The sequence below is a fragment of the uncultured Thiodictyon sp. genome, assembly GCF_903828115.1.
In the GTDB taxonomy this organism is placed as follows: Bacteria; Pseudomonadota; Gammaproteobacteria; order Chromatiales; family Chromatiaceae; genus Thiodictyon.
The window spans coordinates 1-17058 of the sequence record NZ_CAIKKU010000293.1; the positions used below are offsets into that span (position 1 = coordinate 1).

16 protein-coding genes are annotated in these 17058 nt (G+C 68.5%); 2 read left to right on the forward strand and 14 right to left on the reverse strand.

What is annotated here, in order from left to right; genetic code table 11:
* Positions 1-400: 400 nt before the first annotated feature.
* From QZY48_RS10770 to recG, 13 genes are all read right to left on the reverse strand, one after another.
* Positions 401-1120 carry a thiol:disulfide interchange protein DsbA/DsbL gene (locus QZY48_RS10770; protein WP_295430860.1) on the reverse strand — a complete coding sequence of 240 codons (720 nt, stop codon included), beginning with the start codon at positions 1118-1120 and terminating at the stop codon, positions 401-403.
* Between the two features lie 54 nt (positions 1121-1174).
* The gene (ubiA, locus tag QZY48_RS10775) at positions 1175-2101 is read right to left on the reverse strand and encodes a 4-hydroxybenzoate octaprenyltransferase (RefSeq protein WP_295430861.1); all 927 of its coding nucleotides are present in this window, start codon (positions 2099-2101) and stop codon (positions 1175-1177) included.
* Between the two features lie 231 nt (positions 2102-2332).
* A complete protein-coding gene (locus QZY48_RS10780) occupies positions 2333-3133 on the reverse strand; it encodes a DUF3658 domain-containing protein (protein ID WP_295430862.1) in 801 nt (266 codons plus the stop codon).
* Positions 3134-3174: 41 nt separating this feature from the next.
* Positions 3175-3375, reverse strand: coding sequence for a DUF3955 domain-containing protein (locus tag QZY48_RS10785; RefSeq protein WP_295430863.1), 201 nt, complete (start codon positions 3373-3375; stop codon positions 3175-3177).
* A gap of 30 nt (positions 3376-3405) precedes the next feature.
* On the reverse strand, positions 3406-3552 hold the full coding sequence (locus tag QZY48_RS10790; RefSeq protein ID WP_295430864.1) for a hypothetical protein: 147 nt from the start codon (positions 3550-3552) through the stop codon (positions 3406-3408).
* Positions 3553-3570: 18 nt separating this feature from the next.
* On the reverse strand, positions 3571-3909 hold the full coding sequence (locus QZY48_RS10795; RefSeq protein ID WP_295430865.1) for a hypothetical protein: 339 nt from the start codon (positions 3907-3909) through the stop codon (positions 3571-3573).
* Positions 3910-4325: 416 nt separating this feature from the next.
* The gene (locus QZY48_RS10800; protein ID WP_295430866.1) at positions 4326-4871 is read right to left on the reverse strand and encodes a nitrile hydratase accessory protein; all 546 of its coding nucleotides are present in this window, start codon (positions 4869-4871) and stop codon (positions 4326-4328) included.
* A 5-nt stretch (positions 4872-4876) separates the two neighbouring features.
* The gene (locus QZY48_RS10805) at positions 4877-5731 is read right to left on the reverse strand and encodes an SH3-like domain-containing protein (RefSeq protein ID WP_295430867.1); all 855 of its coding nucleotides are present in this window, start codon (positions 5729-5731) and stop codon (positions 4877-4879) included.
* A 9-nt stretch (positions 5732-5740) separates the two neighbouring features.
* The gene (locus QZY48_RS10810) at positions 5741-6304 is read right to left on the reverse strand and encodes a hypothetical protein (protein WP_295430868.1); all 564 of its coding nucleotides are present in this window, start codon (positions 6302-6304) and stop codon (positions 5741-5743) included.
* Positions 6305-6325: 21 nt separating this feature from the next.
* The gene (locus QZY48_RS10815) at positions 6326-7360 is read right to left on the reverse strand and encodes a dockerin type I domain-containing protein (protein ID WP_295430869.1); all 1035 of its coding nucleotides are present in this window, start codon (positions 7358-7360) and stop codon (positions 6326-6328) included.
* An 8-nt stretch (positions 7361-7368) separates the two neighbouring features.
* A complete protein-coding gene (locus QZY48_RS10820; RefSeq protein WP_295430870.1) occupies positions 7369-8415 on the reverse strand; it encodes a nitrile hydratase subunit alpha in 1047 nt (348 codons plus the stop codon).
* A 282-nt stretch (positions 8416-8697) separates the two neighbouring features.
* On the reverse strand, positions 8698-9711 hold the full coding sequence (locus QZY48_RS10825; RefSeq protein WP_295430871.1) for an AraC family transcriptional regulator: 1014 nt from the start codon (positions 9709-9711) through the stop codon (positions 8698-8700).
* Positions 9712-9904: 193 nt separating this feature from the next.
* Positions 9905-12049: an ATP-dependent DNA helicase RecG gene (gene recG, locus QZY48_RS10830; protein ID WP_295430872.1), complete on the reverse strand. Its 2145-nt coding sequence runs from the start codon at positions 12047-12049 to the stop codon at positions 9905-9907.
* A 135-nt stretch (positions 12050-12184) separates the two neighbouring features.
* Between recG and QZY48_RS10835 the strand changes: the two genes are divergently transcribed.
* Positions 12185-12610: a secondary thiamine-phosphate synthase enzyme YjbQ gene (locus QZY48_RS10835; protein ID WP_295430873.1), complete on the forward strand. Its 426-nt coding sequence runs from the start codon at positions 12185-12187 to the stop codon at positions 12608-12610.
* Between the two features lie 255 nt (positions 12611-12865).
* On the opposite strand, the gene QZY48_RS10840 is transcribed toward QZY48_RS10835, so the two are convergent.
* Positions 12866-13585 carry a response regulator transcription factor gene (locus tag QZY48_RS10840; protein WP_295430874.1) on the reverse strand — a complete coding sequence of 240 codons (720 nt, stop codon included), beginning with the start codon at positions 13583-13585 and terminating at the stop codon, positions 12866-12868.
* 102 nt (positions 13586-13687) lie between these two features.
* Between QZY48_RS10840 and QZY48_RS10845 the strand changes: the two genes are divergently transcribed.
* The gene (locus QZY48_RS10845; RefSeq protein ID WP_295430875.1) at positions 13688-16990 is read left to right on the forward strand and encodes a PAS domain S-box protein; all 3303 of its coding nucleotides are present in this window, start codon (positions 13688-13690) and stop codon (positions 16988-16990) included.
* Positions 16991-17058: the final 68 nt, after the last annotated feature.

A 17058-nucleotide genomic window follows, 5' to 3' on the forward strand; every position in this document is an offset into this window, starting at 1 on the left:
AGGGGAAAACGTTCCGGCCGGGGCGCATGCCCCGTCCGGCCTGAGAGCTTATCTTGCGTATCGACCCCAACGGGGTCGAACATACCAGCCCAGGGCAACGCCCTGGGTATGGGTTATCGCAGCGCTCAGCCCTGAAAGGGCGTGACATAACGGCGTGGCTCCTTATGTCACGCCCTTTCAGGGCTAGGCCGAATCAACAACGCTATCCCAGGGCGTTGCCCTGGGCTGGTATATCGCGCCCCTTTGGGGCTTGAGCAGGCGCAAGAATAGCTGGAACGGGGTACTGGTGCCCCGAGCACTTACACTGGGGATGCCCCGCACGAGCGCGGTGCGCGGCGCTCCCGGGGCGATGGTGCACCGGTCCCGATCCCGCGAGTCATTCGCGGTCCGGTCTTTAAGATCAGTATCCACCCGCGGGTGCCGGCGCGCTCGCCGCAGCGGGTGCCGGCGCGGCGACGGGCGCTGGTACCGTCGTCGCCGCGGCCGACCCCTTGGCGGCAAGCTCCTGGCCCACCAGGGTATTGAGCACCTCGATGAACCGCTCCTTGCTGCCGGTCTGGCCCGGGCTGGTACGGTACTTGCCGTTGACGATCACCGCCGGGACCCCATCGATGCCGTAGCGTCCGCTCAGGTCCTGGGCCTTGCGGACCTTGGTCTCGACCGTGAAGGAGTTATAGGCATCGCGGAAGGCCTGCTCATCGATACCGATCTCACCGGCGAACTTCACCAGGTCGTCCTCCTTCAAGATGAGCCGCCGGTCCACCTGCATGGCCTTGAACAGGGCCACATGGAACTCATCGAGTTTGCCCATGGCCTCGGCGGCGTAATAGGCCCGTGCATGCGGGTCCCAGCGCGCCCCGGTGGCCGGTACCCGGCGGAAGGCGACGCCCGCGGGCTGGGTGCCGACCCAGGTATTCATGATCGGCTCCAGGTGCCAGCAATGGGAACAGCCATACCAGAAGACCTCCACGACCTCCACCTTGTCACCGGTCGCGGTGGGTACGGCGGGCGTCAGCGTCACGAACTCGCTGCCACCCTCGGCGGCCCAGACCGAGCCGATGGACAGCAGGAAGGCGGCCACTACGCCGACCCGGGAGAAAACACGCAGGCTACGAAACATTGTCTAAATCCTCAATTAATTGCACGCATTTGCGTTCAGGCGCAGACGACCTGTTCAGCCGCCGACGGCATAGTCCAGCACCAGGCCCACAAACACCGCCAGACCGAAGTAGTTGTTGTTGAGAAAGGCCTGAAAGCAGGCACGGGGCTCGCGCTTGCGGATCAGCCATTGCTGATAGACGCCCAAGCCGGCGGCGACCGCCAATCCGCCCAGATACCAGGCGCCCCGGCCGGCGTCCAGGCCGATCCCGAGCAGCAGGCCCAGCATCAGGACCTGGAGCAGGCCGATCGCCAGCCGGTCCCAGACCCCGAACAGGATGGCGGTGGACTTGATGCCGATCTTCAGATCGTCCTCCCGGTCCACCATCGCGTACTGGGTGTCGTAGACCAGAGCCCAGATAAGGGTGGCGATGAAGAGTAACCAGGCACTCACCGGGATCGCGCCGGCGACGGCCATGTAGGCCATGGGGATGGCCCACCCGAAGGCCGCCCCGAGAAAGAGTTGGGGCACATGGGTGAAGCGCTTCATGAACGGATAGACCAGGGTCAGGAGCACGGCCACGGTGGACAGGGCCACGGTGCGCCAGTCCAAGAGCAGCACCAGGGCGAAGGCGAGGAGTGACAGGACCACGAAGACCCCGACCGCCTCCGCGGGGCTGACCGCCCCGGTGGCCAGCGGACGCTGATTGGTGCGGGCGACGCGTCCGTCGAAGTGGCGGTCCGCAAAGTCGTTGATCGCGCACCCGGCGGAGCGCATCAGCACCACCCCGAGGACGAAGATCAGCACCACGGGCCAGGGCGGATGCCCCTGGCCCGCCAGCCAGAGGGCCCAGAGGGCGGGCCACATGAGCAGGAAGGTCCCGATGGGGCGGTGCAGGCGCACCAGGAAGTAGTAGTTGCGCAGGCGCCCGCGCCAGGCTGCCGGGTCCGGACCTGGGCGACAATCGCCGATCTTGGCTGGGGGAACGTCAGTGCTCGGCATGGTCTCAACGACTGGGCATCATCTCAAGGAACGCGACCGGGCCTGGGGCGGCCCCTTGAGATTATTGCACGATCAAGGGCCGGGCGCCCCGGCCGCGGCAGCCGGGGCAGCCGGGGTCCGACGCACTTACAGCAGCTTGACCAGCGCCGCCAGCGCGCCGACCTGGGCGAACATGAGTGGAATGAGCCACATCAAGAGCGTGTTACGGCCCGTGACCCGGAATCCAAGGCTTCAGCCCTGCCGGGTGGGCGCGAGCCTGACCCGGTACTCTCGCAGCGCGGTGCGCGGCCCGCTGGCCTCGATGCGGCCGGCCTCGATCAGAACACTGAGGCGGGCGCTGAAGAATCCGTCGCCCATCAGATTAGGCCCGTCACAGTGTGCCATGGCCGTGCCCACCACCGGCCCCGCCGCCTGCCAGTGCGGACCGCAGGCGGCCAGCAGCAAGTGATCGTAGTAATCGCCGGGCACCCCCACCACCCGACCCGACTCCAGCCGCCGCACGGGACCGCAGGTGTCGCGAATGCGCGCGAAATCCTGCGCCAGGACCCGACGGTCCGCGCCACTCAAGGGCCGCCGCGTCGCGTACAGCCGCGCCAACTGCTCCGGCGAGTGCATGGCGACATAGGGACGCCCCTCGATCCCCGGCACCTGGACCCGCAACAGCCGCTCGGGCCTCCCGGCGAGCCGGTCGCAGGCCATCGCGACAAAGATCACCTCGGCGACGTTGTCGCCACCCCAGAGGATCACCGCCTCCGGGGGTTCGCGCTCCAGACGCCCGAGGACCGCACGCCATTGCGACAGGCGCGCGTCGCCATCGATCGCCGCTTCACCACCGCCCCCGAGAAAGCCCCGCAGGCCGGGATCGCGGGCCTGGCTGTCGTCGAGCGGACCCGCGGCAAGGTCGTTGGAAAAACCGATCACGGCGCCCGGCATGCCGCAGGAGTCGCAGGCCGCCCGCACGCTGCCCGCAGCGCTATCCCCCAACGCGAAATGCAGCGGATTGACCAGCGGAGTCGGCGATACGAAGGACATGTTGCTCACCCTGGCCTAAGAGCCGTGCCGGTACGCGCCCATCACGATCGCCTGTAAACGAGGTAGCGCACCGCCAACAGCACGGTACCCAGCGCCGTCAAACCCACTCCTGCGACCCGGTAGGCGAATGGCTCGATCAACATACCCGCGGCGTCGATATAGTCAGGCTTCTGCCACGCGATCATCAGCAACACGATGCCCGTGACAAGCAAGGCGACCCCGATCGAGCCGCTGGCCTTCATAAGCCAAAGTCTCATATCGCGACGGCCCCGTTACCGGTCCTTCAGTTCCTTGATCCGCGCGTGATACTCCTCCTTCAGGCAGGCCTTCGGATTAGCCGCCGCAGCGCAAGCATTGCGGCTCTCAAGCCAGTCGCGCTGCTCGGACTTCAGAACGGTTGGACCGGTGGTCGAGATCATGACCCAGGCCGTCGGCCGTTACTTGCCGGTGAATTGAGTCACCTTCCCCTTGGCGTTGACCTCGCATGAACCCTCGGCCTTCTTGCCGGGCACGGCCCAGTTATACGAGGCGCCGTACTGCCGCAGGTCCTTCAGGCCCATGGAGCCGCTGTCGAGGCTCTGCTGGAGGGTGGCGCCCACGGTCACCTCAATATCCGCCATGCTCACGCCGTGAAACTTCGCTGCCACCGCGTTCTTGCACGAGGTCCCAAGGCGGCTCAGGGTGGCGTCGATCTTGGCCTGATCGTCGGCCAGGGCCGGGTTGATCGAGCCGGCGACGAGGGCGGCGGCCATGCTCAGAGTCAGGGTGGTCTTCATGTGCGTTTCCTCTCGGTGGTTGGGTGTAACAAGCGGCCTGGCCCCCACGCGGCGGCCGGGGGCAAGCAGCGACACTAAAGCGTCGCGGCAGTGCCCGGCCGCTGCGGTAGCCGGCAAGGCCTGACTTTGATAATCAATGGTTTTCTGGGCGGTGCTGGACCATTGCGGCAGGACTATCGCCAGGTAAAACGTTAAGCCCCTTAACACAAGACTGTCTATCCAATCAGCGAAGCGGGTTGGCCCAAAAACGAAGAGCGGCGGAATGCCGCGGGAGGCTCCGCCAAGCTGGGTGAGGTCGAGTCGGCGGATCGCCCCGCGGGCGCAAGGCGACAGGAGGGCAAGGCTTCGCCGTGAAGGTCACGCAGCGACGCTGTGGGAGCGGCTTCAGCCGCGACGAGGCCCCGGCGGTGTGCGGGTCACTCCGGCTGCGGGATCGGATCGGCCGGTTCAACCGCGTCGCGGGGCACGACGGCCATCGGCATCAGCAGGTCCCGGTCATGGTCGTGTCCATCGTGGTCGTGATGGTCGTGCCCATGGTGATCGTGATGGTGGTCAGGGTCCCTGACCGGTGGATTAAAGGCATTCTCCAGGGCGATCGCTACACCATGGGGGGTGTTCTCCACCGCGCGCAGCCACAGGAGTTCCTGCTCCTGCAAGGCGGGCCCGCTGATAAGATCACGCTCGACCATTATCCGCTCCAGGGCCGCGACCCAATGCAGGAAATAGGTGTCGCCCCGATCCGGATCGCCGCGCCCTTGGGCGGCCTTGATCTCCTGGCTGAAGATCGCGACCCATTCGGCGCGGGTAAGAAAACCCTTTTCGATCAGCAGATTCGCCAAGGCGAAGGCTTGCGCCTCCCAGGAATCGGCAAACACCGGCCGGCCCGCGTCCTTGAGCAGCGGCAGCATCTCCAGCGGGTCCAGGTCCGCCCCATCGTCATCGACTTTACATACCGGTGTCATTGGTGTCACCCCGCCGCGCGTTTGAGATAGGGCTCGAACATGTCCACATAGACGGCGACGCCCTCCTCCGCATAGCCGTCCCCCCACAGGTCCCGCGCCTCGAAGCGGATGCTGTAGACCGGGACGAAGAATTCCTGCCGGGGGGCGCCGTCGACCGGGCTCGCCCGCGAGGCAATGTCTGGATAGCCCGGTTGGTAATACGGCTGGAAGACCCGAATCCGACTCGGTCCCTCTCCCGTGAACTGCGCCGCGACAATGCCGTAACTGGCGACGACCACCCCGGGACGCCCGCGGTAGACGGGATACTCGCGGGTATGCCCGGTGCCGATCTGCAGCAGTGTCTCGACCCGGTCGCCAATCGCAAACAGCGGGTGATTGACGGCCGTGCCCTCCTGGTAACTGGGCGAGCTGTACCGGCCGTCCGTCTGCGGCTTACCGAATCCGGGAACCGCCTGCGTGAGGGCCTGCCCGCGCAACTGCGCGGCCAGGTCGAGTGAATCCTTGTCGATGATCGCGACGGACGTACTGGTCCCGGGCTGAGGGTAGTCCGGCGGCGGATAGCCCTCGGTGAGGTCCGCGCGCGTGACCAGACCGCTGAGTGAGAAGTAGGTGCTGACCGAGCGCAGCCACAGGTCGAAGTAAGGCGTATTCCCATAGGTGCGCCATTGCATGGTCTCGCGATACCAGCGCGCGGCGTCCAGGTTGAAGCCCTTCTCGGGATAAAACACCGACGTGGTCATCGCGAAGATGGCCCCCATTTCGCCCTCCCAGGGTTCGGGCCAGACCGTGGTCTCGGGCTGGTCCTTGTCGGGAATGGCGTCGAAGCCAGTCCAGGTTTGGAGATTGTGCGGACCTTCCATCGTGACCTCCTAGGCGTGCGGCGCGACCGCCGCGCGGCGGTACTTGGGAAGCGGGAGCCCGGCGAGGCCGAGCCCGAGCAGGGCGAGGCTCCCGGGGGCCGAGACCTCGACTTGGATGCTGGTCGTCAGATCGGCGGCTGGTGGCCCGCTAAACAGGATCAGCCCCTCGTTCGGGTCATTGACGTTGGAGATCACGCCGAAGTTGAATCGACCCGCCACCGACGGTCGTAATGACAGCGTCGCCAGGAGGATGTTGTCGCCGCTCGGCCCGAGAATACTCGGGTCGATGTTACCTGCCACCATCGTGTCAGGAAACAACGTCGAATCGTCGGTGAACCCGGGACCCATGGCCGCACCGATAAAGGTCCAGGTGGCGGCATAGTCGAGGTCGAACCCGAACGCGATGACCTCGTCGGTGCCGACACCGTCGGCATAGACTGAAATGTCGAAGGACTCACCAACCGCGACCGGGCCCGCGGGTCCTTCAAGTCGACCCAGCGGTACCGCGGCAAGTGGCAGCGCCAGCATCAGACCGAGTAACCCGACCCACCACCTGCCGGATATCTTGTTCATTATGTTGCCCCTTTGATCCGATCAACGCCGGTAGTAGGTGAGCCAGGTGCGATAATCCGTGTTGCTCACTTGTCCATCGCGGTCATAATCGGCCCGCTCGTTGTAGCCGGGCTGACCGCGCCGCTTGCCGAGCGCGGCGCGAAACACCGCATAGTCCGCAAGATTGACGACGCCGTCGCCATTGAGGTCGCCGGGGCTGGCCGCCGACAGAAATTGCAGATAGGGCTCGAACATATCCACATGGACGTACAGCCCCTCCTCGGCATAACCGGCGCCGAACAATTCGCTCGCCGGGAAGCGCACGTTGTAGACCGGCACCAGAAACTCCTGGCGGTGTCCGATGCCGTCACGCTGGCTGTCGCGGCAGGCAATGTCGGGATAGGCCGGCTGGTAATAGGGCTGAAAGACCCGCACGCCGTCCGGCGTGGACTGCGCCTTGACGATGCCGTAGCTCGCCGTGATCACGCCGGTGCGGCCGCGATACACGGGATATTCGCGGGTGTGGCCGGTGCCGACCTGGAGCACGGTGCGCACGCGGTCGCCAATGCGGTAGCGGGGCTGGTTGTTGGCCTGACCTTCGACATAATGGTGATCGGCATCCGGCTGGTAGCTGCCATTGGCTTGCGGCGGCCCGAATCCCGGCACCGATTCGTCCAAGGCGCGGTTGCGCAGTGCCGTTGCCAGATCCAGCGCGGGGTCGTTGGTGATCCGCACCGCGGTGCTATCCCCGGTCGCTGGCCAGTCGGGCGTGGGGTAGCCGTCGGTCAGCTCGGCGCGGCTGGCGCGACCGCTCAAATCCAGGAAGGTGGCAACCGAACGCAGCCAGAGGTCGAAATAGGGGGTATTCAGATAATCCCGCGGCTGGAGCGTCTCGCGCAGCCAGCGCGCCACGTCCAGATTGAACCCTTTGGCGGGAAACGCCACGGCCGAGAACATGGCGAAGATCGCGCCCATTTCGCCCTCCCAGGGCTCGGGCCAGACGACGCCCTCGGGCTGGAGTTTGTCCGGAATGGGATCGCTGCCGGTCCAGGTATGCAGGTTGTGTGGACCTTCCATATCGACCCCTACGACACCGGGTAGAGAATTTCGGCGCCGATCATGGCGTTGCGGGTCACCCGGCTGCGCAGGGCGATCTCTTGCGCGCTGTCCTTGACGATCCCCGTGACCACCGCGTCCGCGGGCGGCTCTGGGATCACCAGAAAGCGCACCTCGGAGTTGGAGTCCCACACGCGCACCTCATCGACCCGCGCAAGATAGTCCTCCAGCAGGCCCGGATAGGCCGCGCCCCGTTCCGCGGCGAACTCGCGCAGGATGCCCCGCGGTGCCGTGACGCTGCGGGCGCGGTATTGCCTGGACTTGTACCAGACCGGCTGGACCCCCAGCAGGGCTTGGGGATAGCAGGAGCACAGGGTGCATGAGACCAGGTTGTGCACGAAGGGGGCGGTCGAGTTGGCCTTGCCGTTCGCAACCACCCGCAGCCACTCACCCTCGGGGCCAATGGTGTATCCGAGCAGCTCAGTTGGCGCCAGCCAATCACCGTCCACCGGGGGGGTGTGGTGCATCGAGGAGGCGTGGTCGAGAAAATCGCGGATGAACCACGTCGCCGCGAAGGGACCACGTTTGTCGGATGACTTGTAGGGCTCGAAGTTCGGATGTTCGGGATTGAGCAGGGCATCCTTGAAGGCCGAATCGATCCAGGCGCGGGCAATCACCGCCTTGCCGAACTGCGGACCGACCTTGTTTTCATAGTAGTCGACGAAGTGGTCGATGCTCGCCTGACCATCGGGACCAAGCAGGTTCTTGTCGAGGATGAGCTGTTTCAGCGCCAGCACCCGCGCCTTGAGCGGCGGCAACACGCCCTCGTTGCAGAGGGGATAGTCGGTGGCGACGTCGTAGATCGGGGTGCCGCCCAGATCGAGCCGGGCCTCGTCGGGGGTGTCGCCTGCACACAGGGTAACGGCCTCGGCGGCCTGCGTTGGGCTGAGCAGCCCGGCGAGCCCGACCACACCGGCAGCGCCGCCGGACAGACCGGCGACACCGACCGTCTTGATAAAGTCGCGGCGGGTGCTGTCGAGCGTGTCCTCGCTCGCGGATCGATGCTCGCTTGACATGGGTCCTCCTGGCTTCGCCTGGGCGGCGGCCTGCTGGGCTTTCGTTGACGGGGCGCGTTGCCGACGCGGCGGATGGGCCTCGAGGTCCTGGGCGGAGCTGCAAATCGCGCGGACATGCCGACGGGACTGCGCACCGGAACCGGGGCTCCGACACGCGGTAAGCTTGACTGCCCGCGTTGGTCTTCGCAATCCGGATAGCGAAACGTCCCTATCCCAAAAGCGAAGTGAAGCGCCTCTGGTACCTTGCGGGCGGGCGGCGGCAACGGGACCCTGTGCCGCGGTCTAGTCTGGTGTGCAGGGGCCCCCGGGCGCGAGCCGACCGTGCAGCCGCCGCAGCGTCTGGACTGGGCTCTCGCCGAACTCCCGCCGGTACGCCTCGGAAAAGTGGCCCATGTGAAAGAAGCCAAATCGCATGGCGATTTCGGTGACGGTGCCCGCCCCGCCCCCGGCCAGCAGTTCCTGGCGGATGCCGTTCAAGCGGGCGCGGCGGATGAACTCCATGGGGGTGCACTGGCGGTAACGCCGGAAGGCCAACTGCACGGTGCGCGGCGAGACGTGCGCGAGCAGCGCCAGGGTATCGACCGACAGGGGTTGCTGGAGATTGGCGAGGATAAAGCCCTCCAGGTCGCTGAGCCTGAGCTTGCCCAGCATGGGCGTCGGCGCGGCGGCCGGGGGAAGGGGCTCCGCGACGCAGGCGAGGAAGAGGCCGAACAGGGTTTGCCCCAGATGTTCCGCCACCGGCCCGCCGACCAGGGGCGTGCCGGGCCGATCCAACTCCTGCGCCGCCCACCGGGTCAGGGAGCGCAGGGATTCACCGGCCGGTGAGGTCAGGTCACGCTGCCTCACCCAGTGCTCGAAGCGGGCCCTGGGGAGGCCGCGGGCGAGCAGGGCCTGTTCGACCCTGGTGCAGGGAAAATCCAGGGCCAGGAGCCGGACGGCCCCGGTGTCCATCCGCGCCTCCTGGCCCGGGACCAGGATGACCGCGGAACCGGGGGCGGCGACCGCCGATTCGGCATTGAGCCGGTGCTCGGAGCGGCCCTCCTCGTGCAGATAGACGGTGACGCGGTCGCCGCCCAGGGTGCAGTGCACCCGCAGCGGGGTGGGGCAGCGGACATAGGTCAGTCCCGTTTGCCCGACTTCAGTGTGATTGACCAGTGTCTCGAAGGGGCCCGGGCCGATGACCTCGACCTCGTGCTTGCCCCAGATCTCCCCCATGACCACGCGGGACTCGTCCAGGTCGCGCGTGTGCAGGAGCCCAAAGCGGGTCAGGTAGTCGGCGGGCGCAGCGGGGCTCATGGACGCGGCCCAGGCGCAGCCCCTGAGACCGGGCAATGGCCGTGAATTGCCGTCGCTGCGATCACGGCCTTGGAAATGGTCGAATTGGTCTTTCGATTTGCGTTCATTTGCGGACAATCTGCCTCGGCCCCGAGATTAACGACAACGACAACGAAAGCGTACCCGGGATCTCGACCACACCAGGGTCCGCGGCTCATACCACCCCGAACGCCTCGCGCCGCCCGAGCCAGCGTTGGATCAGGGGTTCCACCAGGTCCGGGTGACGCGCGAGGATCAGGTCGGCCGCCCGCTGGGCGGCACCCGTCAAGTGTTGGTCGCGCAGCGGGTCGGCCACCCGGAACTCCAGGGTGCCGGTCTGGCGGGTGCCCAGGACCTCGCCGGCCCCGCGCATCTTGAGATCCTCTTCGGCAATGCGAAAGCCGTCGAGTGTTGCGCGGATCAGGGCCAGCCGGTCCCGCGCCTGGGCGGTCAGCGGCGCATGATAGAGCAGCACGCAATGGCTCTCGCGCGCGCCGCGCCCGACCCGGCCGCGTAACTGGTGCAGTTGTGAGAGCCCGAGCCGCTCCGGGTTCTCGATGATCATCAGGCTGGCATTGGGGACATCGACGCCGACCTCGATCACCGTGGTCGCTACTAACAGATCCAGGGCGGCCGCCGCGAAGGCGGCCATCACCGCCTCGCGCTCGGGGGCGCGTTGGCGGCCGTGGACCAGGCCTACCCGCACCCCGGGCAGGCAATCGCCGAGTTGTCGGGCGGTCTCCTGCGCCGCCTGGGCCTGGAGCGCCTCGGACTCCTCGATCAGGGTACAGACCCAATAGGCCTGGCGCCCGGCGGCGCAGGCGTCGTGTACCCGCCCGATCACCGCGTCGCGCCGGCCGTCGGGCAGGGCCACGGTGACGATGGGGGTGCGCCCGGGGGGCGCCTTGGCGATCACCGACAGGTCCAGGTCCGCATAGAGCGTCATGGCGAGCGAGCGCGGGATGGGGGTCGCCGTCATGATGAGCTGGTGGGGCGCCCCGCCCTCCTGGGCACCCTTCTCGCGCAGGCGCATCCGCTGGTGGACGCCGAAGCGGTGCTGCTCGTCGATGATGGCGAGCCCCAGGTCGGCGAAGCGCACCTCCTCCTGGATCAGGGCATGGGTGCCGATGACGAGCGGCGCGCGGCCGGCGGCGATGGCGGCGAGGATCGCGGTACGCTCACGCCCCTTGTGCCGGCCGGTGAGCCAGACGGGCGCCAGGCCCAGCGGCTGGAGCCAGGTCGCGAGGCCCCGGTAGTGCTGCTCCGAGAGTAGTTCGGTCGGTACCATCAGGGCCGCCTGGCGGCCGGACTCGATCGCCTGGAGTGCGGCCAGGGCCGCCACCACGGTCTTGCCCGAGCCCACGTCGCCTTGCAGCAGGCGCTGCATCGGCAGCGCGCGCGCCAGGTCGGCGGCGATCTCGGCAGCGGCCTGCTCCTGGTCCGGCGTCAGCGCAAAGGGCAGGACCTCGCGCAGGCGCCGCCGCAGCCCCCCGTCACCGGCCAGCACCGGGGCCGGCGTGCGCAGGTGGGCGAGGCGCAGGCGCCGCAGGCTCACCTGATGGGCCACCAGTTCCTCGAAGGCCAGGCGCAGGAAGGCCGGGTGGCGGCGCTCGGTCAGGTCGGCAAGGCTCGCCGCCAGGGGCGGGCGGTGGACATAGTCAAGCGCAACGCCCAGGTCCGGGAGCGCGGACCCGGCCAGGACCGCGGCCGGCAGGCACTCGCCCGGGGGGCGCTGCGCCAGGAGCGCCAGGGCCTGATCGGTCAGACCCCGCCAGGACGACTGCTGCAGGCCCTCGGTGGAGGGATAGATCGGTGTCAGGCGCGGCACGGGCGGCGGCGCTTCATCCGCGCCGCACAGGCGGTACTCCGGGTGGACCAGTTCCAGGCTGTTCGGCCCCTCGCGCACCTCCCCGTAGCAGCTCAGCCGCACCCCGGGGCGCAGGGCGGCCAACTGCTGGGGCGAGAAATGGAAGAAGCGCAGCAGGACGCCGCACGTCGGCGGTTGGTCGCCCGCCCCGGCCCCGTCGGTAAGCCACACCTTGAGCGACCGGCGCCGACCATAGCTGATCTGGGTCTCGCCGACCTCCCCCTCGATCTGCACCTCGACCCCGGGGCGCAGGTCGGTGAGCGGCACCACCCGGCCGCGGTCCTCGTAGCGGACCGGCAGGTGAAAGAGCAGGTCCTGGACGCTGTGGATGCCCAGACGGGCCAGGCGCTCCTGGATCCTGGGACCGACCCGTTGCAGGTCGGTGACCGGGACTTGATCCAGGGCGAGCGGCGGCGGGGGCGGGTCAGGGGTCGGGTCGGGGATCGCTGGCATCTCGCGGCGGGGGGTTGGACAATCAAGGGACGGTAGCATCATTTCTTCTTGGAGGCCCGCTGCGATGAGCGTCCCAACCTGTCATGTCACCACTGCCGCATCGGACCGATGCCCGGCGGTCCCGGGGACTCGGCGATGATCGCCCAAGAGGTCCTGTCAGTCAGCACCCGCGGGCGCGGTACCTACGAGATCACCGCGGAGGTCGAGCGGCGCGTGCGGGCCAGTGGGGTTCACACCGGACTGTGCCATTGCTTCATCCAGCACACCAGCGCGTCCCTGATCCTGTGCGAGAACGCGGACCCGACGGTGCGCCGCGACCTGGAGTCCTTCCTGCAGCGCCTGGTCCCGGACGGTGATCCGCGCTTCGAGCACAGCGACGAGGGGCCGGACGACATGCCGGCCCACCTGCGCGCCATCCTCACCAAGACCGAGTTGACGCTGCCAGTGCGCGCCGGCCGCCTGGCGCTCGGTACCTGGCAGGGGCTGTATCTCTATGAGCACCGCACCCGCGCCCATCGGCGGCAGGTTGTGCTGACCATCAGCGGTGAGGCGGGGGGATGAATCGCGTTGGGTTTCCAGCGGCGTTCCCATGCGGCCCGTCGCGGCTAACGGCCATGAAGGCTCGTCCGTCACCCCGGTAACCCGACTGACGCGATTCGTCTCTGCGCCTCTGCGTGAGATTCTTTAAGAGGTTTCACGCAGAGGCGCAGAGACGCAGAGGCGGTGACCCGCGCCGCTTGGTAACCCGCGAGGTCTCGTCGCGGCTGAAGCCGCTCCCACAGCGTCGCTGCGCGACGTTGCGGCGGACTGCTTGCCTCAGGGTTCACCCGGCGGGGCCGCCTCAGCGGGCGGGGCCAGGGTGAGCCGGTAGCCGATACCCCGCACCGGCTGGATGCAGAGCCCGGACATCCCGGCGTCCTGCAGCTTGCGCCGGATATGACTCACATGGACATCGGTCGCCCGATCGTCCGGGTTCCAGGCGTCGCCGCGGGTGAGGTCGGCGCGGTGCACCGACTCGGCCGGGTGGGACATCAGACAGGCCAGCAGGAAACTCTCCCGGCCGGTGAATTCGATCCGGGCGCCGCTGCCCTCGTCGCTCAGGCAGCGCTCCGCCGTATTGAGCCGATAGGGGCCCACCACCAGGATCGGCACCCCGTCGCGCCCCCGCCGCCGACGGCGCAGCACCGCACGGATGCGGGCGCGCAGTTCATCGTGCTCGACGGGTTTGGTCACATAGTCGTCCGCCCCGGCCTCCAAGCCGGTCACACAATCGGACTTGCGCCCGCGCCCGGTGACGATGATGAGCCCGGTGGCACTGATCCCGCCCAGTTCGCGGGCGATATCCATGCCGTCCTCGGCGCCCAGGTTGAGATCCAGCAGCACCAGGTCGACCTCGCCATACTGCAGCAGGCGTTTCAGCTCGGCCCCGTCGAAGGCCAGGGACACGTCGAAACCGTCGTCGACCAACAGGCGTTGCAGGCTGCGGGCCAGGGGGACGTCGTCCTCGACGATAATGATGCGCGTGCGGTCGGTCATTGGTGAATAATCGCATAGTGTATCGGCGGCGCCTGATTATCGCCCGACCCCGGAAATTTTCAACAATTGACAGGCTGCCAGTCAGATTCACGGTTGATGCCAGTGCCGAACCCGCCTAGCTACACCCGCCCGGAGCGGATACCCGACCTCGCCCTGCTGGTCGGTCTCGCCGCCGCGGCCGGGGCCGGGGGCCTCGTGCACCTGCCCATGGCCTATGGGCTGGACCTGGTATTCGGCTCGATCTTCGCCATGCTGGCGATCAAGTGGCTGGGCACCGGCGCCGGCGTCCTGGTCGCCGCGGTGGGCGGTGTCAACACCATCTTGCTGTGGCACCACCCCTACGCCTGGCTGATCATCCTGGCCGAGGCCTTGAGCGTGGGCCTGCTGCGGCGCTACCTGCGCCCGCGCGGCGAGGTGCTGCCGCTGGCCGCCCTGGACGGGCTCTATTGGGTCTTCCTGGGGATGCCCCTGGTGGTGCTGTGCTACGGCGGACCGCTCGCCATGAGCATGACGGAGGTGCTGCTGGTCGCCTTCAAACAGGCCATCAACGGGGTGCTCAATGCGGCCCTGGCCGGCGCCCTGGCGATCGGCCTCCTGGGGCTGCGGCGCCGCCCGGCGGCGGTGTCCTTCAGCGATTTCCTGTTCGTCACCCTGGTGCTCGCCGTCCTGACCCCGTCGCTCGGGGTCGCCATCTGGCAGAATCAGCGCCTCACCGAGGCCATGGAACTGGGGGTCGCCGATACCCTTCACCTGGCGCTGGGGCTCAGTAGCACCGACCTCGCCGCCGCGGACCCGCCGCCGACCCCGGCGGCGGCCCGCGACGCGCTGCCGACACTGGTAACCCGGATCACGCAACTGATGCCCCAGGTGCAGGGGCTGCAACTGACGCTCACGGCGCCGGACGCCGACGCCGGGCCCGACCGGGCGGAGCCGCGGCCCGCGGCCGGTCTGCGGTTCCACCTTGCCCGGCGCCCCGGGTACTCGCGCATGGAGCGCTGGCGCAAGGGCCATTACCAACTGGAGGCCCCGCTGACCCTGGACGGTACGCGGGTGCAACTGGTCGCCGAGTTCGCGGCGACCGAGCCGGTGCAGACCCTGCAAGAGGTCCAGCTCGGGGTCTTCTGGCGCCTGGGCCTCATCACCCTGCTCGCCCTGAGCGGCGCCTTCTTTATCAGCCGACGGGTCGGCCGACCCATCGCCGCCCTGGCCAAGGCCGCCGGGCGCCTGCCCGGGCGCCTGGACCACGCCGACCCGACGCTGCCCCCGCGCCCGAGCCGCCTACGCGAGACCGCGGAACTGGCCGCCGCCTTCGCCCGGATGGAGTCCGCCTTGCGCGAGAATTTCACGGCCCTGGCACAGAGCGAGGCGCGCTTTCGGGCCGTCTTTGAACAGGCGCCGCTCGGCATGGCCATCGTCGGGCCCGACCGCCGACCCCGCTTCGTCAACCCGGCCCTGGAGCGGTTCCTGGGACGCGACGCCGCGACCGTCAAATCGCTGCGCTTCGAGGACTTCAGCCACCCCGCGGACATCGACGCCGATATGGGCCTGTTCCAGGAACTGGTGGCGGGTCAGCGCGAGAGCTACCAGATGACCAAGCGCTATCTGCGGCCCGACGGCACGCTGGTGTGGGGCGAACTGAGCGTCGCCATGCTGCCGGAGCGTCACGGCGGCCCCCCGATCCCCCTGGGTCTGGTCCAGGACATCACGCAACGGCGATGCGCGGAAGAGGCCCGGGCCCTGGCAGAACTGGCCTTGCAGGACTACAGCGCCAAGCTCGAGGCCTTCTGCCGCCTGGGGACCCGCTACCAACCCGCCGACCAGGACCTGGCGGAACTCCTGCGCTTCGGCTGCGCCTCCATCGGGGTCGAACTCGCGGCCCTGGCGGAGGTCCGCGACGGGCGTTACCGCCTGATCGCCGCGGTGGGGAGACTGGCCATCGGACCCACCCGCGAGGTCCCCCTGGACGCGCCCATCGACCTCGACCAACCCTGCCGCACCGAGCCCGAACCCCAAGGGATACACCACCCCGCCCTGGGCACCGGCCTGAGCTTCCTGGCCCGGGTGGTGTTGAACTGGAGCGACGCCGAAGGTTTGCCCCATCAAGGCGTCCTGGACCTGGCCGACCGTCGCCGCTGCCCCGCGTGCGGCCAACCGGAACACCAGATTCTGCAACTGGTGGCGAGCCGCATCAGCGCCAACCTGCGCGAGCAGGCGGTCGTGGGCGGGCTGCTGCAATCGCGCCAGCGCGAGGTCATCGGCCACCTGGCGGGGGGTGTGGCCCATGATTTCAACAACGTACTGGGGGCCATCGGCAACAACCTGCAGTACCTGAGGCGCCTGCTGCCGGGGGACGGCGGCGGCACCGCGGCGCGCGAGGTCCTGGACGAGACCCAGGCCGCCATCGGGCAGGCCAAGGTCGTCACCTCGGGCCTGCTCTCGCTCGGGCGCGGCGAGGACCGCAGCGTGGCCCCCTGCGACCTGGGGGCACTGGTGGAGGCCTTCGCGCCGCTGGTGAGTCGGCTGCTGCCGCCCGGCATCGAACTGGTCCTGGCGTTGGAGCCGGGCGTGCGCGCCCTGGTCAACCCCGCCCTGCTCCAGGCCGCACTGCTCAACCTGGCACTCAACAGCCGCGACGCGATGGGGGCCCGCGGGCGCCTGACGCTGAGCGTCGCGGCGCGCGCCGACCCGGACCCGGAGCCCCCGGACCTGGGTGATCCGGGGCCCGGGGAGCGGGCCGAGCTGTGCGTGCGCGACACCGGGACCGGGATGACCGAGGCGGTGCGTCGGCGCATCTTCGAACCGCTGTTCTCCACTAAATCACGCGGTCGCGGGGCCGGGCTCGGCCTCTTCATGGTGCGCGAATTCGCCCTGCGCAGCCACGGCGCCATCCAGGTGCGCTCGGTGCCCGGCACCGGCACCTGCTTTCGTCTCTGGCTGCCCCGCACCGACCGACCCGCCGCTGCCCAGCCCCCGGACGCGGTGGTCCTGCCGCCCATCCCCCTGGCGCCCAACGCGGCGCGGCACCGGCCGGCCGGGCCGCCGACCGGCGCCCAGATCCTGGTCGTCGATGACGACCAACGGGTCCGTAACGCCCTGTCCCGGGTGCTGGCGGCCGCCGGCTACCAGGTCTTCACCGCCATCGACGGCGCCGACGCGCTGGACCGCCTGGCCTTGGAGCCGGCCGTCGCCCTGGTCCTGTCGGACATCGCCATGCCGCGCCTGGACGGTCTGGCCCTCTACGGCGCCCTCTGCTGCGACCGTCCGCAACTGCCAGTCATTCTCATGACCGGCGACCCGGCCGGCGCCGCCGATGCCGCCGCCATGGACCCGACGGCGCGGGTTCTGCGCAAACCGCTCGATAACCGTGCGCTGGTGGAATTGATCCGCAGCGTGCTCGCCGGCTGATCCGCCGGGGGCCGGGGCATCCTGCCCCGGCCCAGCAAGGCCACTCACTATTGCGTGTAGAATCCGCC